This window comes from Sphingomonas sp. JC676 (assembly GCF_014489075.1).
Classification (GTDB): domain Bacteria; phylum Pseudomonadota; class Alphaproteobacteria; order Sphingomonadales; family Sphingomonadaceae; genus Sphingomonas.
Map to the genome: position 1 here is coordinate 341,938 of NZ_JACTGR010000002.1, position 26,070 is coordinate 368,007.

At 66.9% G+C, this 26,070-nt stretch carries 23 protein-coding genes; 13 read left to right on the forward strand and 10 right to left on the reverse strand.

Annotated features, from left to right (window positions below):
- The first annotated feature begins 45 nt into the window (after positions 1 to 45).
- Both IAG41_RS08470 and IAG41_RS08475 read left to right on the forward strand, forming a co-directional pair.
- Positions 46 to 1,107, forward strand: coding sequence for a DUF47 family protein (locus tag IAG41_RS08470; RefSeq protein ID WP_316251119.1), 1,062 nt, complete (start codon positions 46 to 48; stop codon positions 1,105 to 1,107).
- Between the two features lie 6 nt (positions 1,108 to 1,113).
- Entirely contained in the window at positions 1,114 to 2,127 is a 1,014-nt protein-coding gene (locus tag IAG41_RS08475; protein ID WP_187728177.1) for an inorganic phosphate transporter, read from the forward strand.
- Positions 2,128 to 2,185: 58 nt separating this feature from the next.
- On the opposite strand, the gene IAG41_RS08480 is transcribed toward IAG41_RS08475, so the two are convergent.
- On the reverse strand, positions 2,186 to 3,097 hold the full coding sequence (locus tag IAG41_RS08480; protein ID WP_187728178.1) for a helix-turn-helix domain-containing protein: 912 nt from the start codon (positions 3,095 to 3,097) through the stop codon (positions 2,186 to 2,188).
- Positions 3,098 to 3,285: 188 nt separating this feature from the next.
- On the opposite strand from IAG41_RS08480, the gene rplK reads away from it, so the two are divergent.
- The 3 genes from rplK to IAG41_RS08495 all read left to right on the forward strand — a co-directional run bounded on the left by rplK (position 3,286) and on the right by IAG41_RS08495 (position 4,790).
- Positions 3,286 to 3,717: a 50S ribosomal protein L11 gene (rplK, locus tag IAG41_RS08485; protein WP_187728179.1), complete on the forward strand. Its 432-nt coding sequence runs from the start codon at positions 3,286 to 3,288 to the stop codon at positions 3,715 to 3,717.
- Between the two features lie 4 nt (positions 3,718 to 3,721).
- Positions 3,722 to 4,414 carry a 50S ribosomal protein L1 gene (rplA, locus tag IAG41_RS08490; RefSeq protein WP_187728180.1) on the forward strand — a complete coding sequence of 231 codons (693 nt, stop codon included), beginning with the start codon at positions 3,722 to 3,724 and terminating at the stop codon, positions 4,412 to 4,414.
- A 136-nt stretch (positions 4,415 to 4,550) separates the two neighbouring features.
- The gene (locus IAG41_RS08495) at positions 4,551 to 4,790 is read left to right on the forward strand and encodes a hypothetical protein (RefSeq protein WP_187728181.1); all 240 of its coding nucleotides are present in this window, start codon (positions 4,551 to 4,553) and stop codon (positions 4,788 to 4,790) included.
- Here IAG41_RS08495 and IAG41_RS23460 read toward each other — a convergent pair.
- A complete protein-coding gene (locus tag IAG41_RS23460) occupies positions 4,787 to 5,641 on the reverse strand; it encodes a LytTR family DNA-binding domain-containing protein (protein WP_187728182.1) in 855 nt (284 codons plus the stop codon). The genes IAG41_RS08495 and IAG41_RS23460 overlap by 4 nt on opposite strands.
- A gap of 133 nt (positions 5,642 to 5,774) precedes the next feature.
- Here IAG41_RS23460 and IAG41_RS08505 point away from each other — a divergent pair, with 133 nt between their 5' ends.
- From IAG41_RS08505 to IAG41_RS08525, 5 genes are all read left to right on the forward strand, one after another.
- Positions 5,775 to 7,706 carry a TonB-dependent siderophore receptor gene (locus IAG41_RS08505; RefSeq protein WP_187728183.1) on the forward strand — a complete coding sequence of 644 codons (1,932 nt, stop codon included), beginning with the start codon at positions 5,775 to 5,777 and terminating at the stop codon, positions 7,704 to 7,706.
- A gap of 127 nt (positions 7,707 to 7,833) precedes the next feature.
- Entirely contained in the window at positions 7,834 to 9,627 is a 1,794-nt protein-coding gene (locus tag IAG41_RS08510) for a tetratricopeptide repeat protein (RefSeq protein WP_187728184.1), read from the forward strand.
- A 504-nt stretch (positions 9,628 to 10,131) separates the two neighbouring features.
- Entirely contained in the window at positions 10,132 to 10,647 is a 516-nt protein-coding gene (rplJ, locus tag IAG41_RS08515) for a 50S ribosomal protein L10 (protein WP_187728185.1), read from the forward strand.
- Positions 10,648 to 10,698: 51 nt separating this feature from the next.
- On the forward strand, positions 10,699 to 11,076 hold the full coding sequence (rplL, locus tag IAG41_RS08520; protein ID WP_187728186.1) for a 50S ribosomal protein L7/L12: 378 nt from the start codon (positions 10,699 to 10,701) through the stop codon (positions 11,074 to 11,076).
- Positions 11,077 to 11,224: 148 nt separating this feature from the next.
- Entirely contained in the window at positions 11,225 to 11,455 is a 231-nt protein-coding gene (locus IAG41_RS08525; RefSeq protein WP_187728187.1) for a hypothetical protein, read from the forward strand.
- A gap of 24 nt (positions 11,456 to 11,479) precedes the next feature.
- Here the strand turns inward: IAG41_RS08525 and IAG41_RS08530 are convergent, their stop codons facing one another.
- Together IAG41_RS08530 and IAG41_RS08535 are read right to left on the reverse strand one after the other, a co-directional pair.
- A complete protein-coding gene (locus tag IAG41_RS08530; protein ID WP_187728188.1) occupies positions 11,480 to 11,647 on the reverse strand; it encodes a hypothetical protein in 168 nt (55 codons plus the stop codon).
- A gap of 87 nt (positions 11,648 to 11,734) precedes the next feature.
- The gene (locus IAG41_RS08535; RefSeq protein ID WP_187728189.1) at positions 11,735 to 12,862 is read right to left on the reverse strand and encodes a hypothetical protein; all 1,128 of its coding nucleotides are present in this window, start codon (positions 12,860 to 12,862) and stop codon (positions 11,735 to 11,737) included.
- A gap of 123 nt (positions 12,863 to 12,985) precedes the next feature.
- Between IAG41_RS08535 and IAG41_RS08540 the strand changes: the two genes are divergently transcribed.
- Complete coding sequence (locus tag IAG41_RS08540) at positions 12,986 to 15,055, forward strand: acyltransferase family protein (RefSeq protein ID WP_187728190.1); 2,070 nt, start codon at positions 12,986 to 12,988, stop codon at positions 15,053 to 15,055.
- Here the strand turns inward: IAG41_RS08540 and IAG41_RS08545 are convergent.
- Together IAG41_RS08545 and IAG41_RS08550 are read right to left on the reverse strand one after the other, a co-directional pair.
- Entirely contained in the window at positions 15,000 to 16,406 is a 1,407-nt protein-coding gene (locus tag IAG41_RS08545) for a M16 family metallopeptidase (protein WP_187728191.1), read from the reverse strand. The genes IAG41_RS08540 and IAG41_RS08545 overlap by 56 nt on opposite strands.
- Positions 16,406 to 17,824 (reverse strand): M16 family metallopeptidase, encoded by a 1,419-nt coding sequence (locus IAG41_RS08550; protein ID WP_187728192.1) that lies wholly within the window; start codon positions 17,822 to 17,824, stop codon positions 16,406 to 16,408. The genes IAG41_RS08545 and IAG41_RS08550 overlap by 1 nt, the downstream gene beginning before the upstream one ends.
- Before the next feature lie 150 nt (positions 17,825 to 17,974).
- Here IAG41_RS08550 and IAG41_RS08555 point away from each other — a divergent pair, with 150 nt between their 5' ends.
- Positions 17,975 to 19,738 (forward strand): ATP-binding protein, encoded by a 1,764-nt coding sequence (locus IAG41_RS08555; protein WP_187728193.1) that lies wholly within the window; start codon positions 17,975 to 17,977, stop codon positions 19,736 to 19,738.
- Here IAG41_RS08555 and IAG41_RS08560 read toward each other — a convergent pair.
- A complete protein-coding gene (locus IAG41_RS08560; protein WP_187728194.1) occupies positions 19,721 to 20,359 on the reverse strand; it encodes a response regulator transcription factor in 639 nt (212 codons plus the stop codon). The genes IAG41_RS08555 and IAG41_RS08560 overlap by 18 nt on opposite strands.
- Positions 20,360 to 20,649: 290 nt before the next feature.
- Between IAG41_RS08560 and IAG41_RS08565 the strand changes: the two genes are divergently transcribed.
- On the forward strand, positions 20,650 to 21,348 hold the full coding sequence (locus tag IAG41_RS08565) for a PEPxxWA-CTERM sorting domain-containing protein (protein WP_187728195.1): 699 nt from the start codon (positions 20,650 to 20,652) through the stop codon (positions 21,346 to 21,348).
- A 101-nt stretch (positions 21,349 to 21,449) separates the two neighbouring features.
- Here the strand turns inward: IAG41_RS08565 and IAG41_RS08570 are convergent, their stop codons facing one another.
- The 3 genes from IAG41_RS08570 to IAG41_RS08580 all read right to left on the reverse strand — a co-directional run bounded on the left by IAG41_RS08570 (position 21,450) and on the right by IAG41_RS08580 (position 25,935).
- Positions 21,450 to 22,295: a TonB family protein gene (locus IAG41_RS08570; protein WP_187728196.1), complete on the reverse strand. Its 846-nt coding sequence runs from the start codon at positions 22,293 to 22,295 to the stop codon at positions 21,450 to 21,452.
- Positions 22,296 to 22,466: 171 nt separating this feature from the next.
- Positions 22,467 to 24,392 (reverse strand): CocE/NonD family hydrolase, encoded by a 1,926-nt coding sequence (locus IAG41_RS08575; protein ID WP_187728197.1) that lies wholly within the window; start codon positions 24,390 to 24,392, stop codon positions 22,467 to 22,469.
- A gap of 115 nt (positions 24,393 to 24,507) precedes the next feature.
- Complete coding sequence (locus IAG41_RS08580) at positions 24,508 to 25,935, reverse strand: hypothetical protein (protein ID WP_187728198.1); 1,428 nt, start codon at positions 25,933 to 25,935, stop codon at positions 24,508 to 24,510.
- Positions 25,936 to 26,070 lie beyond the last annotated feature (135 nt).

Genomic DNA, 26,070 nt, shown 5'->3' on the forward strand with positions numbered 1-26,070 from the left:
GCCGCTTTACCGTACCGGACCGACGGAAGTGCGATCGAGGCCCCGGTGCGAGTCCTGCTGGTCACCTCGCGGGAGAATAAGCGCTGGGTGATCCCTAAGGGCAATCCGACGCCCGGAGTGATGCCGCATGCCGCCGCCGCGATGGAGGCGGAGGAGGAAGCGGGGGTGCGCGGGCTCGTCTGCCCGATGCCTCTCGGCTCGTTTCGGTATCGCAAGAAGCGTCGCAACGGCGCCTCGCTGATGATCGACGTGGACGTGTTCCCGCTGGCGGTGAGCCACGAGCTCCCTGCCTGGAAGGAACAGGCGCAGCGCGAGCGGCGGTGGTTCAACCTCGCCGACGCCGCAACGGCGGTCGACGAGCCCGATCTCAGCGATCTCATCCGTTCGTTCGGACCCTCCGAATTCAAGGCAGCAACGCAGCGTTCCGGCATTCTCAATGCCGTGGCGCAAAAGTCGAAGGTCAGTCATATGTTCGCGTGGTTTCAACGGCTGCTGCCGAAAACCGGCAATTTCTTCGGAATGTTCGAGGCGCATGCCGTCACGGTGGTCGCCGCGGCCGACGCGATGTCGCGGCTGCTGCAAGATGGCAACGCGGACCATATCCGTGAAGTGATCGAGCGCGAGCACGATGCTGACGAGATCATTCGCGAAGTGCTGCGCACGGTGCGGGAAACCTTCCTCACACCGTTCGATCGCGGCGCCATCACCAGCCTGATCGGCTCGATGGACGACGCGATCGACGAGATGCAGGCGGCCGTCCAGGCGATCGACCTGTACGAAGTCACGACGTTCGAGCCGGAAATGAAGGACATGGCCGCCATCATCGTCGATGCCGCGCGGCTCACCGCGGAGGCGATGCCGCTCCTCCGCAACGTCGCACAAAACGGAGCCCGCCTGCACGAACTGACCGAAAGGCTGGTGCGCATGGAGAGCCATGCCGACGACATCCATACCGCGGGTGTGAAGCGCGCATTCAAGGAACACGGCGCCAGCGACACGCTGGACTTCATCGTCGCGCGGGAGATCTACAAGCATCTCGAACGCATCGTCGACGCGTTCGAGGATGTCGCGAACGAGATCGACGGCATCGTCATCGATCACGCCTGAGCCGTGGTGCACGAACTCGCTCTTCCCCTGCTCATAGGCCTGATCGCCGTCGCACTGGCGTTCGACTTCCTGAACGGCCTGCATGACGCGGCAAACTCCATCGCCACCGTGGTCGCAACGCGACTGCTGAAGCCGGTGCACGCAGTCGCCTTTGCTGCGTTGTGCAACTTCGCCGCCTATTTCCTGACGATCGCCTTTCCCAGCCTGCACAAGGTGGCGGAGACGATCGGCCAGGGGCTGATCGAGAAGGATCTGATCACGCCCGCCGTCGTGTTCGGCGCGCTGGTCGGCGCGATGTTCTGGAATGTCGTGACCTGGCTCAAGGGCATTCCCTCGTCGAGCAGCCATGCACTGGTGGGTGGGCTGATCGGTTCGGGCGTCGCGCATGCCGGGCTCACGGGCGTGCAATGGACGGGGCTCAACAAGACGCTGATGGCCATCGTCCTTTCGCCAACGCTCGGCATGATCCTGGCGATGCTGATCATGCTGGCGTCGAGCTGGATGTTCCGCCGCGCCACTGCGAGCGGCGCCGAGAAGACTTTCCGCGCTCTGCACCTCGTTTCGTCGGGCGCCTATTCGCTCAGCCACGGTCTCAACGACGCGCAGAAGACGATGGGGATCATCACCGTGCTGCTCTATTCGACCGGCTATCTCCATGGGAAGTTCGAGGTCCCGCACTGGGTGGCGATCAGCTGCTATATCGCGATCGCGCTAGGCACGCTTACCGGCGGCTGGAAGATCATCGAGACGATGGGCTCTCGGATCACCAAGCTCTCGCAGCACCAGGGCTTCAGCGCGTCGCTCGGTGGATCGATCATCCTCTTCACGGCATCCTGGCTCGGCATTCCCGTCTCGACCACGCACACGATCACCGGCGCGGTGGTCGGTGCGGGCACGGCACGGCGCGCATCGGCGGTGCGCTGGGGCGTGGCCGGCAATGTCGTGACCGCCTGGATCATCACCATCCCCGCTTCGGCGGCGGTCGGCGCGCTCTTCTATGCAGTGACAACGTTATTCTGACTGAAGGCAAAGTAACCGTCCGCTCGACATTCCGCTAGCGGCTAACCAACCAACGCCCTCACCCCTCCCAATCCTTCAACCGCCATCCCCCAAACAGCGCCCGCCCATCCCCCAACGGCGCCTTCCCCGCCTCGGCGTCGCTCCAGCCGGTGACCTGGTCGAGCGCCGGTAGCTCGGGCGCGGGCGGTTCGTGGGGGCTTCGTCTCGGCCCTTCACGCAGGGCGGCGCGGCGCACCTCATAGCCTTCGCGATCCCAGGCCTTTTCCGCCTTCCATTTGCGCGCGGCGCGCGCCGACCAGGCGTCGCTGCTCTCGCCGCGCTTCTTCCTGCGGTCCGGGCGCTCGCCCCATAGGACCGCCTCCTTCTGGTGGAGGTAGAGCAATTGGAGCGCCTGGGCCGGGCTCATCGCGGGGATCGGCGGGGGATCGTTGTGGCGCCAGGCATCGTCGCGGTGGCTGTCGGGCGCGAAGCTCTCGAGCAGCGCCATCTCCAGCCGCTCATAGCCCATCTGGAGCGCGAGGCGCATCTCGCGGGCGAAAGCGGGGCTCGCCTCACGCCGTTGATAGAAGACCGAATGCGAGAAGCCGGCCGCGGCGGCCGAAAGGCGGATGTTGGCAGTGGCGCTGAGCGCGGCGAGGAACGCCTGCTCTCCCGCGCGGGTCAGGCGGCGCGGTGTGGCGTGGCGGAGCTGGAGGCGGCCATTGCCGAGGCGGGTGATCAGGGGCTCGTCTTCCCTGTGCGGCGCAATGCGGGAAGGGTCTTTCAGGCTCGCCTGCAGGTTCGCATGGGCCAAGGCGAGCGCCGCATCCCATTCGGCAGCGAAAGCGGGGTGCCTGGCGCGGCGCCTGAAGAGGGTGGTGCGGTGCATGCCCAGTTCGCGCGCGGCGAGATGGGTATTGCCGGTGCGGCGGAGCGCCTTCAGAAAGGCCTGGTTCTCCAGCGCCTGGCGACGATTGAACGGGCGCGGCATGGGCCACGGGTCTCAAGCCAAATCCTACATTGCAAGGGGTTTGCCTTTGGCGGCGTTTTGGGCTAGTGGCGCGCGCTTCCAACGTCACAGCGATGGAAATTGCGGGAGGCCGTGTTCGCACGGCCGCTTGGACCGCTAAACTTGAACGGGGCACGGCGCCAGCCGCGCTCCACTACAGAGTGAGACAAATGGCAAAGAAGATTACCGGCTATATCAAGCTGCAGGTGCCCGCGGGCGCCGCAAACCCCTCGCCGCCGATCGGCCCTGCGCTGGGTCAGCGCGGCGTGAACATCATGGAATTCTGCAAGGCGTTCAACGCCTCGACCGGCGACCAGGAGAAGGGCACGCCCCTCCCCACCGTGATCACCGTCTATGCGGACCGCTCGTTCTCGTTCGAGACCAAGACGCCGCCGGCGACCTACCTCATCAAGAAGGCGATCAACCTGAAGTCGGGCTCGAAGGAGCCGGGCAAGGTTTCGGCCGGAACCATCAAGCGCTCGCAGCTCTCGCAGATTGCCGAAGCGAAGATGAAGGACCTGAACGCGAACGACATCGAGGCGGCCACAAAGATCATCGAGGGCTCCGCCCGCGCGATGGGCCTCCAGGTTGTGGAGGGCTAAAGACATGGCAAAGCTGACCAAGAAGCAGAAGACCTGGACGATCGACGCTGAGAAGCTGCACGGCGTCGACGAGGCAATCGCGCTGGTGCGCGCCAACGCCACCTCGAAGTTCGACGAGACCGTCGAGGTCGCGCTGAACCTGGGCGTCGATCCGCGTCACGCAGACCAGATGGTCCGCGGCGTGGTGACCTTGCCCAAGGGCACCGGCAAGACCGTCCGCGTCGGCGTGTTCGCCCGCGGCGCCAAGGCCGACGAAGCCACCGCGGCGGGTGCCGACGTGGTGGGTGCCGAGGATTTGATGGAAGCCATCCAGGGCGGCAAGATCGATTTCGACCGCTGCATCGCCACGCCCGACATGATGGGCCTGGTGGGTCGCCTCGGCAAGATCCTGGGTCCCAAGGGCATGATGCCGAACCCGAAGCTGGGCACCGTGACGATGAACGTCGCCGAAGCGGTCAAGGCCGCCAAGGGCGGTCAGGTCGAGTATCGCGTCGAGAAGGCCGGCATCATCCATTCGGGCATCGGCAAGGTGTCGTTCCCGGCGGAAGACCTGCGCGCGAACTTCGACGCGCTGGTCGACGCGGTGGTCAAGGCCAAGCCGGCCGGCGCCAAGGGCAAGTATCTGAAGAAGGTCGCGCTCTCGTCGTCGATGGGCCCGGGCGTGAAGGTCGATACCGCGGAAGTCGCCGCGATCTGATCCTTCAGGATCCAAGCAAGACACGGAAGGGCCGGGGCGAAAGCTCCGGCCTTTTTGTTGCACCTTTACGCAATTCTCACGCGCGCCGCTCCATTCCCTCTCGAACCTTAACGTGGGCACGCGCCATATTGGCGGCATGCCCATCCTCCTCCTGTTCCTGATCGGCGGATCGATCGGCGCGCTGGCCGGCGTCGCGGCGCGGATGCGGACGCATCGGGCGCGGTTCAACAGCGTGTTCGCGGGCATTCTCGGCGCGCTGCTGGGCGGGTTGGTGTTGCCGAGGATAAGCGAAGGCCATCCGCTCCTGCTTGGGGTGATGACGGCGGCGGTGCTGGTCGTTGCCCTGATCGGGGTTCGGCGCAGGCTCGCGGGCTAGCGCGTCAGGGCGTCGATCGCGGCGAGGTAGCGACGGCCGACCGGGACGGTCTGGCCGCAATCGAGATGGATCAGCGCACGGCCCGCGGTGTCGCGGCAGATCTGGCGAACGTTGCGCGCGTTGATGATCGTCTGACGGTGGACGCGGACGAAGCCGAGTGCGGCGAGCCGGTCCGCGAGCGTACCCAATGGCGCGCGGACGAGATGGGCGCGGCCGAGCGCGACGATCTCGCTGTAATTGCCGGCCGAGCGGATCAGCACCACGTCATCGGCGCGGATGCGGAGCAAGGGCGCCTCGGGTAAATCGAGCCAATCGCCCGAGGGAGCCCGCTGCTCGCGAAAGTGCGGCAGCGGAGCGGGTTGGAGCCGGGGCGCCTGGCCGAGCAAATGGCGCTCCCAGGCGAGGAGGACGAGCAGCATCGTGCCGCCCAAGATCGCCGAGCGCGGCAGGAAGCCGGCGAAGGGTGAAGCAGCAGCGATCTGATCGGGGCACATTGGGTGGGCGACCGCTGTGGCGGCGGCAAGCTGCGTCGCCAGCGCATCGGCGACCATCACGGGGACGAAGGCCAATGCGACGAGCAGCAGGCGCTGGCGCTGCGGGCCGAGCATCGCGGCACGCAGCTGGTCGCGGAACGCCCAGCCGAGCGTGATCAGCACGCCCCAGACGAACGCGAACGGGATCCCCGCCTCGTCGCCGGGGATCGGTCGGGTGGCGGAAGGGTCGTCCCCACCCCGCACGCCATAGCCGAGCAGGAAGGCGAGCAACGCCAGCACGCCGGCGCCGGTGCCGGAGATGCGGAGGCCTGAAATCGACTCGAACGGCCGTGATGCCATGTGCGGACGATAGCGCACGCGCGGGCGCGCGCGAACGCCCGTTCGTCACGCGGGCGGGACGTTCGTCCCAATCCCCTCACCGCCCCATGCGCTGCGGCCGCATTCGAGGTCCCGCGGGGCAATGCAGGGGGATGCAAAGGGACCGTGGACGATGCGTAGATCAATCTGTTTCATGTCACTGCTCGCCGCCCCGGCCGCACATGCCCAGCAGGCGCCGGCGCCGCAGGGCAGCGGCGACGTGGTGCGCGCGGCGGACGATGCCTTTGGCCGGCGGATCGGGATCGAGGAGGTCGGTCTCTACAGCGAGGGCGAGGTGCGTGGCTTCGACCTGCAGAGCGCGGGCAACTACCGTATCGAGGACCATTATTTCGTCCGCGCCACCGGGCTTCCGCTGACCCTGCAGGAAGGGACGGCAATCCGCGTGGGCGCCAACGCGCTGCGCACCGATTTCGCGGCGCCATCGGGCGTGGTGCAGTTCGACCTGGCCAAGCCCGATCCGGGCGCGCGGGCGACGGTCGAGACGGGCTGGTGGGGCGGCCAGGGCTGGGTGGTGTTGAGCCGCTTCTCGGCGGGAACGCGGGACGGCAGCCTGGGCGTGGCGGGCGGGCTGCAGTACAATCCTTCGCAGGATTATACCGACGGGACCGGCGGGGACTATATCGCCGCCTCAGTGGTGCCGCGCTGGTCACCGATGCCGGGGCTGAAGCTGACCGGCATGCTCAGCCGCACCTGGTTCACGCGCGGCGGCGACACGGTGTTCGCGACTGCCGACGGGCTGCCGCCGCCCCGGGTGCTGCGCGATATCGAGCGGTCGCAGAAATGGATGCAGCAGCGTACCCTGGCGACGCAGAGCGGGCTGATCGCCGAGATGGATGCGGGGCACGGCTGGCGCTTCGGGGCGTCGGCCTTCATCTCAGACGTCGACGACCAGCGGACCTATTTCAACCTGATCCGCTTCCCCGGCGGCGGCGCGCCCGCGGAGGAAATCTCACAGGCTTTCCGCGGCGAGCGCTTCCGCTCCTTTTCCGCCGAGCTGACTGCGGCGAAGGGCTTCACCACGGGCACGCTCACCCACCGTGTACTGGTGATGGCGCGGCGGCGGGACAGCCTGTCGCGGACCGATCCGGGCGCGGCGCTGCCGGTGGTGCTGTTCCCCGATGTCGACAAGCCGGTACAGATCGCGCAGCCCGCCTTCACCGTCGATCCGCGTCGCAAGCGCGACGATGTCGGGCAATGGGCCGGGGGCGTGGGCTACCGGCTGTCGATCGGCGACAAGGCCGAGCTGCGCGCGGACGTGCAGCGGGCGGAATATACCAAGCAGGTGACCGCGTTGGACGGCAAGGTGACGCGCGAGACGACACGGCCCTGGCTCTACAGTGGATCGCTGACCGGGGCGGTGACGCCGCAGCTCACCGCGTTCGCCAGCTATGCGCGCGGGCTGGAGGAGGCCGGCGTGGCGCCGGGCAACGCGGTCAATCGCGGCGCGGTGCTGTCCGCGACGGTCTCGCGCCAGGCCGAGCTCGGGGTGAAATATGCTATCCCCGGCGGGCCCTCGCTGATCGCCGGGCTTTTCGACATCCGCAAGCCGCTACCCGGGCTCAACGCGGCCGGCGTGTACGAGTTCGTGGGCGAGGTTCGCCACCGCGGCGTCGAGCTGTCGCTGGCAGGGCCGGTCACCGAGCGGCTGAGCGCGGTGCTGGGCGCATCCTATCTCGATGCGAAGATCAGCGGCGAGCTGGTGGATGCGGGCGTGATCGGATCGCACCCGATCGGCCGGCCGGAAGTGATCGCGCTCGCCAACCTCACCTGGCGCGTGCCCGAGATCGACGGCCTCGCGATCGACGGCGGCGTCAACTTCCGCGGCGAGCGCTATGCGAACCGTGCGAACAGCACGACGCTGCCCGGCTATGCGATATTCCAGGCCGGGCTTCGCCAGCGCTTCGAGGTCGAGGGCAAGCCGGTGACGGTGCGTGCGCGGGTGACCAATCTGTTCGACACGTTCGTGTGGAACGCGAACAATGCCGGGATCTACCAGACCAACGGCCCCCGCGCTTTCACGCTGTCCCTGACTGGGGAAATCTGAGCGCGGTCCCGTCCGATCAGGACCCGGCGCGCTCCGCGCGGAGCGCGCCGGCGAGCGGCGCCTTTTCTTGCGGCCAATCCCGCCGCATACTCGCGCCAGGCCCCAGAGGCCGGAGAGGATGCGCCCAATGCGTCGCTTGTTGCTTCCCCTGCTCGCGCTGCTGCCGCTCGAAGCCCAGGCGCAGACCGCTCCGGCGGAACAGGATAGCGGGATCGTCGTGCGTGGGTCGCGCGAGGCGCCGAGCGACTGGCGCGAGGCCGAGACCGACCATGTCATCGTGCTGAGCAACGGCAGCGAGCGCGAGCTGGTGCGCATCGCGCGCAACCTCGAGCGGCTCCATTTCCTGCTGTCCGTCCTGCTCAATCGCATCGACAAGCCCGACGAGACCGTGAAGCTGCGCGTCACGCTGGTGGGCGACAGCGCCGAATTCGACGCGATGGACCTGCGCAACCTGCGATCCAAGCCCGGCCCTTTCGCCGACGCCTTCCCCGTGACCCGCTATTACGACCCGCGCGAGGACGGCGCGATCCTGGCGAGCACGCGGATCGACCAGAAGGCGGTGCTTGAACCCGGGGTGAGCCTTGCGAGCATCGGTTCGGTGCTCGCCGCGACCGTGCCGCCCACCCCCACGGAACAGGGCGGCGGGGGCGTGCCCAGCGCCGCGGCGCTCGGCCAGACGACGAGCTTCGGCGCGAGCGATCCGCTGGCAGTGTCGGTCAATTCGGTCGACGTGCCGCTGCCCGCCGAGGGGCGCATCTATGCCGGCTATGCCCAGCATTTCCTGCTCACCTATTTCCCCGCCGCCTATCCGCGCTGGTATGTCGACGGGTTCGGCGAGCTGTTCTCGACCCTGGTCGCGCGCGAGGACGGCGTGCTCGAATATGGCCGCCCGCCTGAGGGCATCCGCCGTGTACTCGATCATTACCACAGCGTCCGCGTCGCGGACGTGCTGACCGGCAAGGCGCTGACCGACAAGGGCTTCGCCGACCGCTGGACGCCGTTCCATGCCTGGGCGCTGACCCACATGCTGTTCGTCGACGAGGAGCGCCAGGGCCAGCTGCGCGCCTATCTGCGCGCGATCGCCAACGGCGCGCCGCCAGAGCAGGCGGTGCAGGCGTTCGGCGACTTGGACGAACTCCAGCGCGGTTTCGTCCGCTATGGCGAGCGCAAGGTCTGGTATGATCGCCTGACCTATCCGCCGGACCGCGTCGCCGAGCCGATCGTCCACCAGCTGACCAAGGGCCAGGCCGCGTTCCTCAAAGGCCGGCTGGAGCTGGGCTCGCGCGTGGAGCTGCCCGAGCCCGCGCCGCCGGGGACCGACCCCAAGCGCGCCGCCGATATCGAGCGCGCGCGCCGGCGCGCGATCGCGGCGCGCGACACATGGCTCGCCGATCTGCGCAAGGACGCGGCGCGCTATCCGACCAATGTCGAGGCGCAGCTGCTGCTCGCCGAGGCGGAGTGCCGCAGCGACGACAGCGCCCAGTGCCTGACGGCGGCAGACCGTGCATTGGTCCTGGCGCCCGGACATGTCGACGCGCTGACCTGGAGGGGCGTGGCGCTCACCCAGCAGGCGATCGCGGGCCCGGCGGCCGAGCGCAAGGCGCGGCTGAAGGCCGCACGCGCGATCATCGCCCGCGCCAACCGCGCCGATACCGAGAACCCCCTGCCCCTGCTCGCTTATTACCGCAGCTTCGCCGATGCCGGCGAAACCCCGCCCGACGTGGCGGTGGAAGGACTGGAAAAGGTAGTGGAGACCGTCCCGGCAGCGCCCGGCCCGAGACTCCTGCTCGCCGAGGCGCTCGCCCAGCGGGGCAATGCCGATGCCGCGCGCAAGGCGCTGCGCCCGGTAGTCGCGGGCGCTTATGATTCACCCGAGCGGACAAAGGCCGCCGCGATCGTCGCAATGCTGCCGGCCAACTAGCTGCAGCAACATATAGCCGGGATGTAACGACGTAACGCACTTGGAACGCTCGCCTTTCTAAGCTCCGCAGTTTTCTCCCGATTTTCCTTGGAGGCCGGACGATCTCCGTCACCCCGGACCTGTTCCTGGGTCCACCGTTCGTCGAGGCGAGACGGTGGAGCCTCTTGAGCAGCACGGGTGGCACCGTGGGCCCCGGAACAAGTCCGGGGTGACGGTTGAGTAGCAGGTGGCCTGCTACCTTCGCGGATTGACTTTCGCGCATATGCCGCTATTTGCGCGCCTTCGCTCGCCTGGTTCGCCGGGCTTGCGTTCCGTCCGAGACAGCGAGTGACCGGGATCTGCCGGTCTTAATTTCTCGCCAAGACGGGGACAGATTTTTCCGACGTCCTGCCCTTTGTGCAGGCGTTTGGGTCACGCCGGTAATCCCGGTCGCGACGATCATGCCCCTCGGACATTTCGTAACCGAAGTCCCCTTGCGGGGACTTCATGAATGAGGAGACCGGCATGGATCGTTCCCAGAAGGCTGATGCCGTTGCCGAGCTGAATCGCACCTTCAACGAGGTCGGCGTGGTGGTTGTCACCCGCAATCTCGGGATGACCGTCAAGCAGTCGACGGACCTCCGCAACAAGATGCGCGACGCCGGTGCGAGCTATAAGGTCTCGAAGAACAAGCTTGCCAAGATTGCCGCCGAAGGCACCGATTATTCGGTGCTCACGGACCTGCTTACCGGTCCGACGGCGCTCGCCACTTCCGCCGATCCCGTGGCTGCGGCCAAGATCATCGCGGAATTCGCCAAGACGAACGACAAGCTCGAGATCGTCGGCGGAGCAATGGGCACACAGCTGCTCGATGCGAACGGCGTGAAGGCGCTTGCGACACTGCCGTCGCTGGATGAACTGCGTGCGAAGATCGTGGGGCTCATCGTGGCTCCGGCGACCAAGCTCGCAACCATCACCCAGGCACCGGCCGCGCAGATCGCGCGTGTTCTTTCGGCATATGCGGAGAAGGAAGCCGCTTAAGGCTTTCTGCGACCTATTTTACCAAACCTATTGATTTGATTGGAGTATATCATGGCTGACCTGAACAAGCTGGTTGACGCTCTGTCCGAGCTGACCGTCCTCGAAGCCGCCGAGCTGTCGAAGCTTCTCGAAGAGAAGTGGGGCGTCTCGGCCGCCGCTGCTGTTGCGGCCGCTCCGGCTGCCGGCGGTGGCGCCGCTGCCCCGGCTGCTGAAGAGCAGACCGAGTTCGACGTGATCCTCACCGGCGACGGTGGCAAGAAGATCAACGTCATCAAGGAAGTCCGCGCCATCACCGGCCTGGGCCTGACCGAAGCCAAGACGCTGGTCGAGTCGGCTCCGAAGGCCGTCAAGGAAGGCGTGAACAAGGACGAAGCCGCCAAGATCAAGAAGCAGCTCGAGGAAGCCGGCGCGACCGTCGAGGTCAAGTAAGCTTCTTCTGCTTCGCGGCAGAGAACAAAGGGGGCGGTCCGGCAACGGGCCGCCTCTTTTCGTTTTGGAGAGGCCGCGGGCGAATTACTGCAAATGCGCCCCTGTCGATTCAGGGTTCGGCTCCCCATATAGAACTAAAGGATCCGATATGGACAGAATCATAGCGCACGACACTGTGGAGCAGTGGATGACCCATCTTCGGCTCCAGCGTACCCGCGCACGCGACGTGATCTGGCTGATCGAGCATGGCGCGACGCTGCACGACGGACGCGACGGCACGCCGACGCACGATGCTACCGAGCGCTGGCTGCGCGAGCAGCAACAGGTGATAGCGGACGTAGACCGGCTCGTCGGACTCTACGACAGCGCCAATGTGTAGGATTCGCCGCCGCCCAGTCGCCGGCTATTTTTCCAGCGCCCGCTTTTCGCGCCTCGCCTGATCTCTTCTTCGATCACGCATGGTCTTTTGTGCGTGAGAGTTGTGGCGGATGAAATACGCCAGCGCCACCGCGGCAACCGCCAGCAGCGCAATCAATGCATAAGCTATAATAAGACGGGTTTCGATGTGCATTTCCCGAGTGCTGCAGGCTGCAGCGAGGCCTGATACGCTACATAACCCGCCAAACCTAATTTATATCCGCCGGGCGCGCGCTGGAGATCATGCGGCGACCGCCTCGCGGGGAACGTAACGGGTTGCGCCGAGCGGCCCCGTCGGTGACCCGCGATCGAGCCAGATCGGGCCGATCCTGTCGCCCTGCCCCGCCGCGCCGAGCATGAAATCCGCGCCATAGCGCCGGATGCTCAGTCCCGAGCGCCAACGCAGATCGACCAGCGCCATCGCCACGAACATCGGCCGGCCGCGAACCTCGACGACATGGATCCGGTCGCGTGCGAGCAACAGGCGGACCGGCATCCGGACGCCGCTGCCGGGTGCAAGATCAAAGGGCTCGCCCGCGACCTCGCCGGGCGGACCGCGGTGGAAGCCGGCAAGGATATTGTCCTGATCGGGACTCGCGCTCATCATCGCAAGCGAGAGGCGGATGGCTTCGGCGGGATCCGACTGGAGACTGCCGATCAGGAGCTCGAAATCGAGCGTCACGTCGCGTTCGCCAAGCTCGATCCGGACCGGGCGGATTCCGATCTCGAAGGGGTGGGACTGGAGCCGCGATGGCGGTGCAGGAGCCGGGCGCGGCGGCGGCGGTGGCGTCAATGGCGGCGGCGATGCGTGCGGCGGCGGTACCGGAAGGGTCTCCGCGAACACCACCTCCTCCTCCTCGATGGGTTCGGCTCGGCGGCGCAGGAGCAGCCAGGCCGCACCGCCCAACATCGCCGTCGCCGCGGCGCCGATGAGCATCCATAGCCAGCCCGGCATAGCCGGCTGCGCCGCTGGCGGTAAGGGCGCCGGTGCGGCGGCGGGCGTGGGCGTCGCGATCGGCGGGGCAGATGCTGGCGTAGGTGCGGCAGTGGGCGTCGGTACGGGCGCAGGAATCTCGATCGCACGCTCGGGCACGGTGGGGCGCCGCTCGACGCGGGGCCTTTCGATGCGCCGCGAAGGGGCGACCGCCGACGGTGTCGGTATCGCTATCGGCGAGGGGCTGACGGTCGTCGCGGGCGGCGATACCGGCACGGGGGTGCCGCCGGGCAGGCTGTAACGTTCGGGCACGACCCCGGGCAGCGTGAAGACGCCGGGCGTGCGCGATGGAGACGGCGTGGGGGCAGGCGCAGGCGCATCCTGCTGGGCGAACGCCATCGGCGCGGCCAGCGTTACCGCCGTCGCGCAGATCATTCCCCGGATCCAATACCTCCCTGGCTGCACCCCGACAGGCTAAATCCCGAACGTGAACACAGGCTGCACATGCCGCCGTTGCCCGATGAACCGCCCTGTCCTAGAGCCGGACCGGGGGAGACGATGACGGGGCAACAACCCGGGCGGGGGCCTGGCTATATTCCTGCGATCGACGGGCTGCGCGCAGTCGCCGTCGGATCGGTGATGCTGTTTCACCTCTGGCCGCCGGCGCTGCCGGGCGGGTTCACCGGCGTCGATATCTTCTTCGTCATCTCGGGCTTCGTCGTCACCGGATCGCTGATGGGGCGGCAATTCGACAGCCTGGGTGCGTTCGCGGCCTATTTCTATGCACGGCGGCTGATGCGGATCATGCCGGCGCTGCTGGCGATGCTGCTGACGACCCTGCTCGCCGGACAGCTCTTCATCCCCGATGCCTGGCTGAGCGACAGCCTGGCGCAGGTCGGGCGCTTCGCCTTTTTCGGGTTGAGCAACCTGGTGCTGGCGATCGATACCGACAGCTATTTCGGGCCGCAGGCGGTGTACAACCCGTTCACCCACACCTGGTCGCTGGGCGTGGAGGAGCAGTTCTACCTGGCCTTTCCGTTCCTGCTCTACTGGCACCAGCGGCTGCATCAGGGACGCGCCGCGGTGCGGTTCGTCGCGGGGATCTCGCTGGGCTCGCTGGCCTTGTGCGCGGTGCTGAGCTTCGCCGCGCCGAAATTCGCTTTCTATCTGATCTTCACCCGCTTCTGGGAGCTGGGAGCGGGAATGCTGCTGTGCCTGACGATCGCAACGTGGCGGCCCTGCGCGGAACAGCGCGGCAGTTTGCTGGCCGCGGTCGGCGCACTGGCGATCGGCGCTGGGTTCGCGATCCCGGAAGGCGGCCCCTTCCCCTTTCCGCTCGCTTTGCCCTCGGTGCTCGGCACGGCCGCGGTCATCGCGTCGGTCTGTGCCGCGCGGGGGACATGGCTCAGCCGTGTCCTGGGGAACCGGGCGGTCGTCGGGGTCGGGCTGCTCTCCTATTCGCTCTATCTGTGGCACTGGCCGGTGTTCGTACTGTTCCGCTGGACGACCGGGCTCGATACACCGGCGCTCGCGCTGGCGGCGCTGGGAGTGACGGTCATATTGGCATGCCTCTCCTACTGGCTGGTCGAGCGGCCGCTGCGTGGCCTTCGCACGATGTCCGATTGGCCGCGCGTGCGGGTGGTGAATGCCGCGCTGGCGGCAACGCTGATCGCCGCGATCGGCGGACAGGGGCTGATCGCGGCGCATGACCGGCTGACGCTGAGTGTCACGCACGATCGGGCGGCATGGCATGCCGAACCTGGCCGTCCGCTCGATCCGGGACTGAGCCATTGCGCGCTGACCGAGACCGTGGGCCGAGTCGGCGGCGGCATACGGACCGGCTGGACGCCCTCGGGCTGCACCCGCGCGCCTGCCGGGTTCGCGCTGTTCATGCCCGCGGATTCGCACGGGCTGGCCTATACTCCGCTGCTTCGCCAGCTTGCGGCGGAGCTGGGGGTGCCGGTGCGGCGCTATTTCAAGCCGGGCTGCCCCTATCTGAAGCTCGTCGAGACAATGGCCGGGCGGGCCAAGTGCGCGGGTTATTACCGGGCGGTTCTCGACGACATCCGGCGGGCCGCAAGACCGGGGGACATGATATTCCTGCCAGGACTTCGGGGGACGCGGCTGGTCAACCAGTTCGAGCGCGACCACGACCTGGAGGGGCCGCACGACGATAGCGTCGCGCCTGCCGCACTGGCCGAGGCCGGGGCGCTGATCGACCGGTTCGCGGCGATGGGAGCGCGCGTGGTGATCGAGGCGCCCAAACCGATGTTCCGCAGCCCCGCCTTCCGCTGCTCGGACTGGTTCAACCGGAGCAATCCGATCTGCCACGGCGGGCTGACCGAGCCGCGCGCGGAACTGCTCGAACGGCGGACGGCGGTGGTCGCCGCGATGCAGCGCCTCGCCGCGCGACAGCCGGCGCTCAGCGTTTGGGACCCTTTCCCTTTGCTTTGCCCCGGCGACCCGTGCCGCTCCCAGCCCGATGGCCGCCCGCTCTTCTTCGACGGCGACCATCTGAGCGGGCTGGGCAACGACCTGCTCTATCCGGGCCTGCGCGACACGCTTCTGGCGCTCAGGGAACCGTCACCGTCTGGAACGACACGTTCGATAGCTCGGGCAGGGCCTTGAGCTGCGGAACGACGGTCTTGAGATCGCCGACCACGACCAAAGTGCCCTTCGCGATCGGATAGTCGGTCTTGGCCGCGGCCATCATCTGCTCGGGGGTGACCGCGAGCACGGCGGGGACATAGGTGTCGGTCCAGTTCGCCGGCAGGCCGAGAATGTCGCGAGTGGCAAGCGTGCCGACCACCGCGCCCGAAGTCGAGTTCGAGATCGCGAACAGTCCCGCCATATAGGTCCGGATGCCCTTGGACTCCTCGGCGCCGACCGGCTCGGTCTGCATCCGGCGGATTTCCTTGAACACCTCGCCCAGCGCCGGGCCCGTGACGTTGGTCGTCACGTCGGCGTTGAAGGTCCACAGCGCGTCGTCGGGGCTGAAGTCGACGTCCGAATAAGGCGAATAGGTATAGCCCTTATCCTCGCGGATATTGGTGGTGATGCGCGAGCTGAACGCACCGCCGAGCAGCGAATTGGTGACGCGCTGCGGGATGTCGGCGGAGGTGCCGGCGAGCGGCGCATCGAAGCTGAGGCGGAGCGTCGTCTGCGGCGAGCCGGGGCGATCGATCAGGATCACCTTGGGGCCAGGCTGATGCGGACTCGCGAGCTTGACCGGCTCGGGACCGGCCGCCCAGCCGCCGAAGGTCTTGGCGATCGCGGCCTTCACCGCCGCCGCGTCGAACCGCCCGGCGATATAGAGATGCGCGCGCTTCGCGCCGAACTGGCCGTCGTGGAACGCCTTGATGTCGGCGATCGTGTAGCCGGCGAGCTGGGCCTGGCTGGGGATCTGGCGGCCATAGGGGTGGTCCGGGCCATAGATGGTGCGACCCAAAGCGACATCGGCGAGCGTGCTGGGCTGCGCGAGCGCCTGGGTGAGGCGCCGCCCGAGATTGGCCTTCACGCGGGCGAGTTCACCCGCGGGAAGATTGGGGCGAAGCGTCACGTCCCCCACCAGCGACACCGCCGCCGGCGCATATTCCGAAAGGACGTTCACCGAGACCGCGGTGGTCTGCATCCCCGCCGATACGTCGAGATCGCCGCCCATGCCCGCCGCGGCGGTGGCGAGATCGCTTGAGGAACGCCCCGCCGCCCCTTCCTTCATCATCTCGGCATTCATGGCGGCGAGCCAGGTCCTGTCGCCCGCGGCGACTTCACCCGCGCGGACGCGCAGCGAGATCACGACCTTGGGCGCGACGCCATAGGGCACCAAGGTGACCATCATGCCGTTGGGCAGGCTGTAGGTCTCGGTAGCGGGAAGCTTGAACGGCTTGGGCTCCGGGATCGGCGGCGCCGGCGGGAAATTGTCCTGCGCGATGGCGGGCGTGGCGGCGAGGATCGCCGCGAGAAAGAGCGCGCGCTTCATCACTTGCCTCCCTGGGGCTTGGCGGCGCCGGCGGCGGCACCCGGCTCGATCACGTAGATCGAGCGATTGGTGGAGCGCAGATATTCCTGCGCGGTCTTCTGGATCAGCGCGGGCGTCACCTTGGCGAAGCCGTCCTCGATCCGGTTGATCGCATCGGGATCATTGTCGAACAGCGCATAGACCGCGAGCAGATCGACCAGCCCGACGCGGCCGCCGCCGTCGATCTCGCCGTAAAGGCTGGAGCGCAGCTTGGTGCGGGCGCGGGCGAGCTCGGCCTGGGTCACCGGCTTGGTCCGCAGATTCTCGATCACGCTGTCGACCGCCTTGGTGATCTCCGCCTTAGAGTGCGAGGGATCGTGGGTGAAGCTGAAGCTCCACAGCATCGGCCCGCGATAGTTGAACATGTTGCCGAGATCGGCATTGATCCCGCCACCGATCTCGCCGGCAATGCCGGTTTCCTGGACGAGCTTGCGGTAGAGGCGGCTGTCGTCGCCCTGGACGAGCATCTGGTCGATCAGCCCCATCGCATACCATTCGGGCGTGCCGCGTGCGGGCACGTGATAACCTGCGGCAAAACCGGGCTTGGGCGCGAGCGCATCGACGCGGCTCTTGAACTTCTCCGCGGTCTGGCGCGGCTCGGAGATGTCGGGCTGGGCGACTGCCGGCTTCCTGGCGATCGGGCCGAAATATTTCTCGATGGTCGCGCGGGTGGCGGCGTAGTCCAGGTCGCCGGCGACCACGAGGACGGCGTTGCTCGGACGGTAGAATGCCTCCGAGAAGGACTTGGCGTCGGGCACCGTCGCGGCTTCGACCTCGGCCAGGTCGCCGTAGAAATTATGGCTGTTGTACCAGTTGGTGTTCGCCAGCATCGGCAGGTCGATCCACGGCCAGGTGCTGTAGGGCTGGTTGAGGACATTGACCTTGATCTCGTTGCCGACCACGCCCTGCTGGTTCTTGAGCACGACATCGTCGATCACCGGATTGGCCATCCGGTCCGCCTCGAGCCAGAGCATCCGGTCGAGCGCGCTGGAGGGGACGACCTCATAGTAATTGGTGAAATCGAACCGGGTCGAGCCGTTGTTGACCCCGCCCGAATTGGTGATCGTAGTGTCGAACACGCCCTTGGGCGCGTGCTTCGAGCCCTGGAACATCAGATGCTCGAACAAATGCGCGAAGCCGGTGCGCTCCTTCGGCTCGACGCGGAAGCCGATGCCGTAATAGACGCCGACCGTGACCGTAGGCGCGATGCTGTCCTTCGCCAGCACCACCTTCAGTCCGTTGGCGAGCGTGAAATACTGCGTCTCGACATGCAGCTTCTCAGCGGCCGGCTTGGCGGCCTGGGCAAGCGCCGGGGCGGACAGCCCGGGAGCAGACAGGGCAGTAGCGGCGAGCGCGAGCGCCAGGCTCCATTTTCGCATCGGATGGGTCTTCCCTTGGGGTGAGTCGTAGTGGGTTATTCCACCGCTACACCGCGGTGGGAAGAGCCTGTTTCTGCCACCATGGACGAAGGTCGTACGACGCTTGCGTGGGGTCACAACCCAAGTAGACTGGTGCCGGGCCAAGGGAGGATGGGGGCGATCGCCGCGATACCCGAACCGATTGCGCGCGAGCAGGCGCGGATCCTCTATCGCCACGCGCCGGTGGGCGTGGTCTTTTCGGGCGCGACGGCGTGCCTGGTCGCCGCCGTCTACGCGGCCAAGGGCTGGGTGGCGTGGCCGATCGCAGCCCCCTGGATGGCAGTGATGACTGCCTGCGTGCTGTTCCATCTGTGGCTGTGCCACGCCTTCGCGCGCGCCGAGGCGCCGGAACCGCAACGCTGGATCTGGTTGTTCACACTGGCGGCGGGGCTCGAGGGGCTGACCTGGTGCGTCGGCGCCTTCGTGCTCACCGACGGCGCCCATTACGACCGGCTGCTCGTGGTGACCCTGTTGTCGACCGCGATGGCCTCCGGCGCGGCCTATGTTTATTCGACCGACCTCAAGCCGTTCTGGGTGTTCTTCACGCTGGTGATGGCGCCTTATGTCGTGCTGTTCCTGATCCATCCGCACCCGCTGAGCGCGCTGCTCGAGGCAATGGTGTGGATCTATCTGGCCGGCATGCCGACGGTCGCGATGATGAACCACCACCAGTTCCTCGCCACACTGCGACTGCGCTTCACCAACCAGGCGCTGGCCGACGATTTGTTGGTGCAGAAGGACCGCGCCGAGGAGGCCAATATCTCCAAGTCGCGCTTCCTGGCCTCCGCCAGCCACGACCTGCGCCAGCCTATCCACGCGCTGGGCCTGTTTATCGGCGCGCTGGGGCCGCGCAAGATGGACGGCGAGGCGCGGCTGCTGGTCGATCATATCGCGCGATCGGTGCGTGCGCTCGACGACATGTTCGCCGCTTTGCTCGACATTTCCAAGTTCGATGCCGGCGTCGTCCAGCCGCATATCCAACCCGTCGCGATCGGGCCGCTGCTCGCACGGCTGGGCCGCGACTATGCCGTCGAGGCGGTGGCCAAGGGCATCGCGCTGAAGACCGTGCCGACATCGCGCATCGTCCGTACCGATCCGGTGCTGGTCGAGCGGGTGTTGCGCAACCTGATCGCCAACGCCGTGCGCCACACCGAGCGCGGCCGCGTGCTGATCGGCGTGCGCCGCGGCGGCGGGCTGCGGCTGGCGGTTTACGACACCGGGCCGGGCATCGATCCCGCCGAACAGGAGCGGATCTTCGAGGAATATTACCAGATCAACAATCCCGAGCGCGATCGCGCCAAGGGGCTGGGGCTCGGGCTGGCGATCGTGCGGCGGATCACCGCATTGATCGACGCGCCGCTGACGCTCGTGTCTCGGCCCGGCATCGGCAGTTGCTTCGCGCTATCGCTGGTCGCGACCGACGAGGCCCCGCCCCCGTTGGAACCGAGCATCCGCGAGGCGACGCGCGCGAGCGGCCTCGTCTTGGTGATCGACGACGAGCCGAGCATCCAGGAGGCGATGACCATCCTCCTCACCGGCTGGGGCTATCGCGTCGAGGTCGCCGGATCGCTGGCGGAGATGCAGGCACGGCTTCCTGCGCTCACCGAGCAGCCGAGGCTGCTGATCTGCGACTATCGGCTGCGCGACGGCGTGGACGGGATCGGCGTGATCGCGGCCCTGCGTGCGGCGCTCGGCGTGGACGTGCCGGCGATGCTGATCACCGGCGACACCGCACCCGACCGGATCGAGACCGCCCAGGCGAGCGGTTTCCTGTTGCTCCACAAGCCGGTGCCCAGCGGCCGGCTGCGCGCCGCGATCGCCAATCTGATCCGCGCCGCCGAGCGCGAGCTGGCCGGATCAGGCGAGCCCCAATGAACGCGCCATCGCCGCGGCCTGGGTGCGGTTGATCACGCCGAAGCTTTTGAAGATCGCCGTGACATGCGCCTTCACCGTCTTCTCGGAGATCCGCATCGTCCGTGCGATCTGCTTGTTGGAGTGGCCGCGGACGATCATCGCGAGCACTTCGACCTGCCGGTCGGTTAACCCCGCGACGATGGCGGGATTGCGCGAGCGCGGCGCGGTCTCGTCCTCGAGGATCAGCGGCGGCACATAGACCTCGCCCTTGAGCACCAGATCGAGCGCGGCGGTGAGGGTCTCGGGACCCGCCGATTTGGGGATATAGCCCAGCGCCCCGCTCGCCAGCGCGCGGCGCACGTCGCGCGGTTCCTCAGACGAGGACAGGATCACCACCGGCAGATGCGGCGCGGCGCGGGCGAGCGCCTCGATCCCAGCAAAGCCCGCATTCGGTCCGCCATCGCCCGGCAGGAACAGATCGAGCAGCACCACTTCGATCTCGGGCTCTTCGGCGACGATGCGCAGCGCCTCGGCCAGATCGGGAGCGTGATGGACACGGGTGGCGCCGCCGAACCCCTGCATCAGCATCGCCGCAACGCCCTCGCGGACGACACGATGATCGTCGACGATCAGCAGGTGCATGGCGATCGCAGCATCCGCATCAACCCTGGTCCAGCTCGAGTGGGTAGTTTTACGCCCGCGCGGTCGGCGAAGCGATAGGCCTCGGTTCGATCGCCGTCGGTGTCCCGGATAGGCACAACAATGATTTCTGTCGAGGTCTTAAGACCTCAGTCTAATTCAAATCCTTCGCGAGTCCGGTCATGGTGAAGCTGTTGTTCACCGGCATCAATGCGCCTCACGCCGTACTATGGTGACCGGAGATATTTTGCACCGAGCGTGATTTACATCATCTACTCTTAGGGGATCGTGCAATGTCTTTCCGCAAATCAATCGCCGCCAATATCATTATTGGCGCATTTGCCAGCTGTGCAATCGCAAGCACCGCCCAGGCGCAGAACCTGCTCGTCAATGGCGGCTTCGAGGATTCGGACAGCGGCTTCGTCACGCCCACCGGCTGGACCAATATCGGCCCGTCCAACGGCGTGGTGCCCTATTCGGCGATCGGGCCCGGTCTCACGCCCTATGAAGGGGATAATTTCTACACGATCGGTGGACTCGGAACCAACGGCATCAGCGCGATCGGCTGGGGCATCGGCCAGAGCGTCGCGACGACGATCGGCAACACCTATCGGCTGACCTTCGGTTTCTCGGACGAAAATGGTCCGGGACTGGAAACCGTGCTCGGCGTCGGCATTGGCGGCACCGTCACGCAATATACGCTGACCGCGACCAATGCGGGCTTCTTCGCGCGCCAGTTCCAGACCGCAACGATCGACTATATCGCGACCGGCGCGCTGACCAATATCAGCTTCACGCTGCTGGCGACCAACGAACTCGGGATCATCGGCAACAACGATCCGCTGATCGACGGGGTGATCTTCGAGCAGATCGCAGTGGGGAATCCGGGCGGCGTGCCCGAGCCGGCGAGCTGGGCGACGATGATCGGCGGCTTCGGCTTCGCCGGTGCGGCGATGCGCCGTCGTAGCGCTGGCCGGATCGCAATCGCCTGAGAAACCGCGCATCGGCGCCGCCGAACCGGGGGCCGGGGCATCGCGCCCCGGCTCGAAATCCTGGGGCGGCAGCTGCCGAGCGAGCTCCGCGGGGAAGCGTTCTAGCCTCCCGCCAGCCAGTGCACCTTGGTGACGAAGAAGGACCGTACCGGTTTTCCCTCGGCATCGAGGGCGGGCTGCATCTTCGCGCGCCGACTGACCGCGCGACAGGTCACATCGGCGAAATCGTCCGGGCTGGTGCGCGCGAGAACATAGCAGCCGGCGACTGCGCCCTTCGGATCGACATCCAGGCGAAACTGAACCTGGCCATTATGCCCCTGCATCAGCGCGGCCATCGGATAATCACTGCTGGCGAGCCACTCGCCCGGCGCGGTGATCGGACTGGCCGGCCGGAGCAGCGTCTGCTGCACTGCCGGATCATATCCCCAGCTTCGCACCAGATTGGCCGAACAGGCGCGCATCTGCTCCATCGGCTTGGCGAGCGAGCCGAATTCGAGGCGGAACGGTCGCTTGCCCCGGATGGCGAGGGTTACGCCGGTGACAGAGGCTTCCTGGGCCGGCGTGACCTTGGGCGGCACGTCGTTGGGCGACTTGCGGTCCCAGCCGTCGAGGCGCACCGAGCTGAAGAACATCGCCTTAAGCTTGCCTGCGTTGCCGTTCAGCGCACCTTCTGAGAAGGTGCCCAGACCGAAATTGATCTTGGCGGAGCCCTTATAGTCGGACGAGCGGACCTTGTTCCCCAGCACGGAGAGATCGAATTTGTCGCCGGGCTCGTAGCGCGTGAAGCGCAGAATTACCGGGTCATCGTTCTTGCCGAACTGCGCCAGCAAGTGACAGGCGTCGGGATCGTAATTGACCACCCACTTGCCCGAGCGGGTCAGGACCTCCGGCTCGCGGTCCTTTGCCGCGGCCGCGCCTGACATCGTCGCGCACAGTGCGAGTGTCAAAACGGCTTTCCGGAACATTCCCCGCCCCCCATTTGCGCAGAAAGCCCTTTAACCCGTTCGAAACCCTCCAAGCAATCGGGAAGAACATCTCGAGGCAGCCGCGACAAACGCGCGCAGCTGTCGGGAAGATGGCGGGAGCGGTTTACGCCGCCCCCGCCTCTCTTCACGGAACTACTTCGCCTTCGCCGCCGACTGATCGACCGGCACTACCGGCAGCAGCACCGCGCTCGACTGGGCACCGCCATAAACGATCGAGACCGTCGCCTTCTGATAATCTCCCGGCTTCGCGAAGAAGATGTTCTCGACATATTTCTGCGGGTTGCGGTCATAGACCGGGAACAGGCTCGACTGGATCTGGACCATGATCTTGTGGCCCGGCAGGAAGACGTGGTTCACCGTCGGCAGGCGGAACTTATATTCCTGAACCTTGCCCGCGGGGATCGGCGTCGGGTGCTCGAACGAGCTGCGGTAGCGGCCGCGGAAGATGTCCATCGCGATGGGAAGCTGGAAACCGCCCATCTCCTTCTTTGTGGCGTTCTCGTCCGGATAGACGTCGATCACCTTAACCACGAAATCGCCGTCCGTGCCCGTCGTCTTGGCGAAGATGTCCGCCAGCGGCGCGCCCGAGACGCGGACCGGCTCGGTCAGCACGCCGGTGGAGTAAGTGAGCACATCGGGGCGGCCGTCGACGAAGCGCTGGTCGGTGACGAGATAGGTGCTCCAGCGGCCGTCGCTGAAATTGATCGGGCGCGGCAGGTGCGGCACTGGCTTGGCCGGATCCGAGACATAGCTGTCCTGCCCTGCCCCCGGCTTGGCGAAGCCCGCGGCCTCATTGGTGGTCAAATAGAGCGGCGTCAGGTTGTCCGGACCCGCGAGCGGCCATTTGTCGAGGAAGTCCCAGTGGTTCTCGCCGGTGTTGTAGATGCTCGCCTTGGGTGGGGTGTAGGCGGGCGCGCCGTCCTTCAGATAAGCGTTGAAGAAGGGCAACAGGATGTCGCGGCGCGCCTGGAGCGCGGTATCGCCCTCGAACTCGAGCTCGCCTAGCTTCGAGCCGTTATAGTTGAAGCCCGAATGGCGCCACGGCCCCATCAACAGGAAGTTGTTGCTCGCCTGCGGCGTCTTCTGGAGCTCCTCGAAGGCATGGATCGCGCCGTACATGTCCTCGTGATCCCACAGCCCCTGCTCCCACAAAGTCGGCACGTTGGAGGGGTTCTTGGCGAGCAATTTGTCGAGCGCCTGCCCCTGCCAGAAGGCGTCATAGGTGACGTGCTGGCTCAGCCGGTTCCAGAAGGGCAGCTGGTCATAGCCGTACTTCTTCGCCCAATCGCCCGCCGAGCCGACCTTGCGGAACGTGTCATAATCGTCCCAGCCGCCGTCGGGCGGGGTCGGGCCGCTGGCCTTGTAGCCCGTGATACCCGAGATCCAGCCGATATTGGGCAGGCGGAACGCGCCGTGATGGAACCAGTCGTCGCCCATCCAGCCGTCGACCATCGGGCTTTCGGGCGCGGCGACCTTGAGTGCGGGGTGCGGATGGAGCAGCGCCATCACCACGGTGAAACCCTCGTACGACGAGCCGAGCATGCCGACCTTGCCGTTGCTCTCGGGCGTGTTCTTCACCAGCCAGTCGATCGTGTCCCACGCATCGGTGGTGTGATCGACCTGGGTGGGATTGAGCGGGCCGACCGGCGGGCGCGTGACGACATATTCGCCCTCCGACCCGTTCTTGCCGCGGACGTCCTGGAAGACGCGGATATAGCCGGCCTGGACGAAGACCTCGTCGCCCTGGGGCAGCATCGAGATCATCTGCGGGCTGGTCATCCGGCGCGCGCGGGCGGTGGCGTTATAGGGCGTGCGGGTGAGCAGGATCGGCGCATTCTTCGCGCCCTTGGGGATCATCAGCACGGTGAACAGCTTGGTGCCGTCGCGCATCGGGATCATGACTTCGCGGCGGATATAGTCGTTGCGATCCTCGGGGATCTGGAACTTGGACGGAATGTCATTGAAGCCTGGCGTTCGCGCCGGCGCCTGCTGAGCATTGGCAGTGGCGGCGGTGAGGAAAGCAGTTCCTGCGAGCAGCGAAACGAGCGTCTTGTTCATGTGCGACCTGGCTCCAACCGAGGGAGCGCGGTGGATAGAGCCAAATCCGGGGCAAAGGAAAGGGCCTGTCTTTCCGTTACGGAAAGACAGGCCCCAGCGCGACGACCCGAAAAGGTCAGGCGTGCTCGGGTGTACCCAGCAGCTCTGCCTCGAGGTTCTCGACCATATGCGGTCGAGTGGCGCCGATCGCTCCCACGCCTGCTTCCGAAGGCGCCGGGCGACCGATCTTGAACGCGGCCTGGGTGTGGCCCTCGCTGCCGTCGGGCAGCGTGTAGCGGGCCTCGGCGACGACGACCGGATTGAAGGTGCGGCCGAGCTCGCCCTTGGGGATCGCGAGATGGGCGTCGACGCGGGTGCCGTCACCGGCCGCGATCGTGACGGGCGGGACATGGGCGTCGTCGCGATGCTCCGTCAGCCGCTTCTCCATCTCGCCCGCGTCTTCGTCGGCGAGCATGAAGGCCGAGATGCGGACGTCTTTGGCAGCGGTGTCGCCGGAGTTGCCGATGGTCAGCTCGATATCGACCAGCGCTTCTTCCTCGCTGGTACCGGCACGGACGGGGCGCAGACCGAATTCAAGCCACGGGCGATTGGCGACCGGCGCATGGGCATCGGCGACGCCGGCAAGATCTTGCTCCTCGGGGCGGGCGATCTCGATCTCCTCATGCGCCTCGACGGCTTCGGCGACCGGAGTCACTTCCGCCTCGCGGACCGGGGCCGCGACCGGAGCGGCGGCAATCGGCGCTGCGACAACCGGCGCAGCGGCAATCGGCGCAGCGGCAATCGGCGCAGCCGGAGCGGTGGCGACCGGGGGGACATATTTCGGACGACCACGCGGCTCGGGCGCCGAGACGAGCACGGCCTCGTCGAGTGCGGGCTCGACATCGACGGGCGCCACATAGGTCGGCTCGGCATAGCTGGTCACTTCCTCGTCATTGCGACGGCGGCGGCCCATCATGAGCAGCGCGGCGAGGCCGGCAAGGACAAGCAGCACGCCACCGGCGAGCCACGGCCAGGCAATGCCCGTGCTACGCGTGGTTTCGGTGGTCGCCACGACGGGCGCCTCGGCGACGGGAGCCGGAGCCGGCTCGGCTGCGGGCGGAGTCACTGCGGTCTCCTGCGGCGGAGGTGCCGGCGGCGTCACCGGAGCCTGAGCGACGGGCGCAGGAGCGGCGGCCGGAGCCGGTGCGGGCGCTGCAGTGCGGGCCGGCGCGGTGGCGCGGACCGGGGCAGTGGCGCGGGTCGTCTGGCGCGTCGTGGTGCTGGTGGTGCGGCGGGCAGGTGCCGGCGCGGCCTCAGCGGGGGCAGCCGACGCGTTCGAGCCGCGCTGCTGGTCCTCGACCGACGGGACCGACTGGACCACGGGTGCCGAGGGCGTGACCTGGATCACGCGCGCCGGGGTGGCGGGTGCCGGAGCCGGGGCCGGCGTCGTCAGAATCGGCGGTGGCGTGACCGACTGATCCTGCGCAAAGGCGGGGGTTGCGATGATCGCGGCACCGATCAACAGTGCGGCGCGGGGGCGAAGAATGTTGGGTTTCTGCATCATATCGCAGGTTCAATGATTGGAACCCGATAAAGGCCCCGAGGCGTGCGGCAGGACGAGGTTAACGAGCGACGAACGACACTGTTAACCCGTTGTTCAGCCGCAAATCCTTCGCACTTTTCAAAGGCAAAAAGGTTC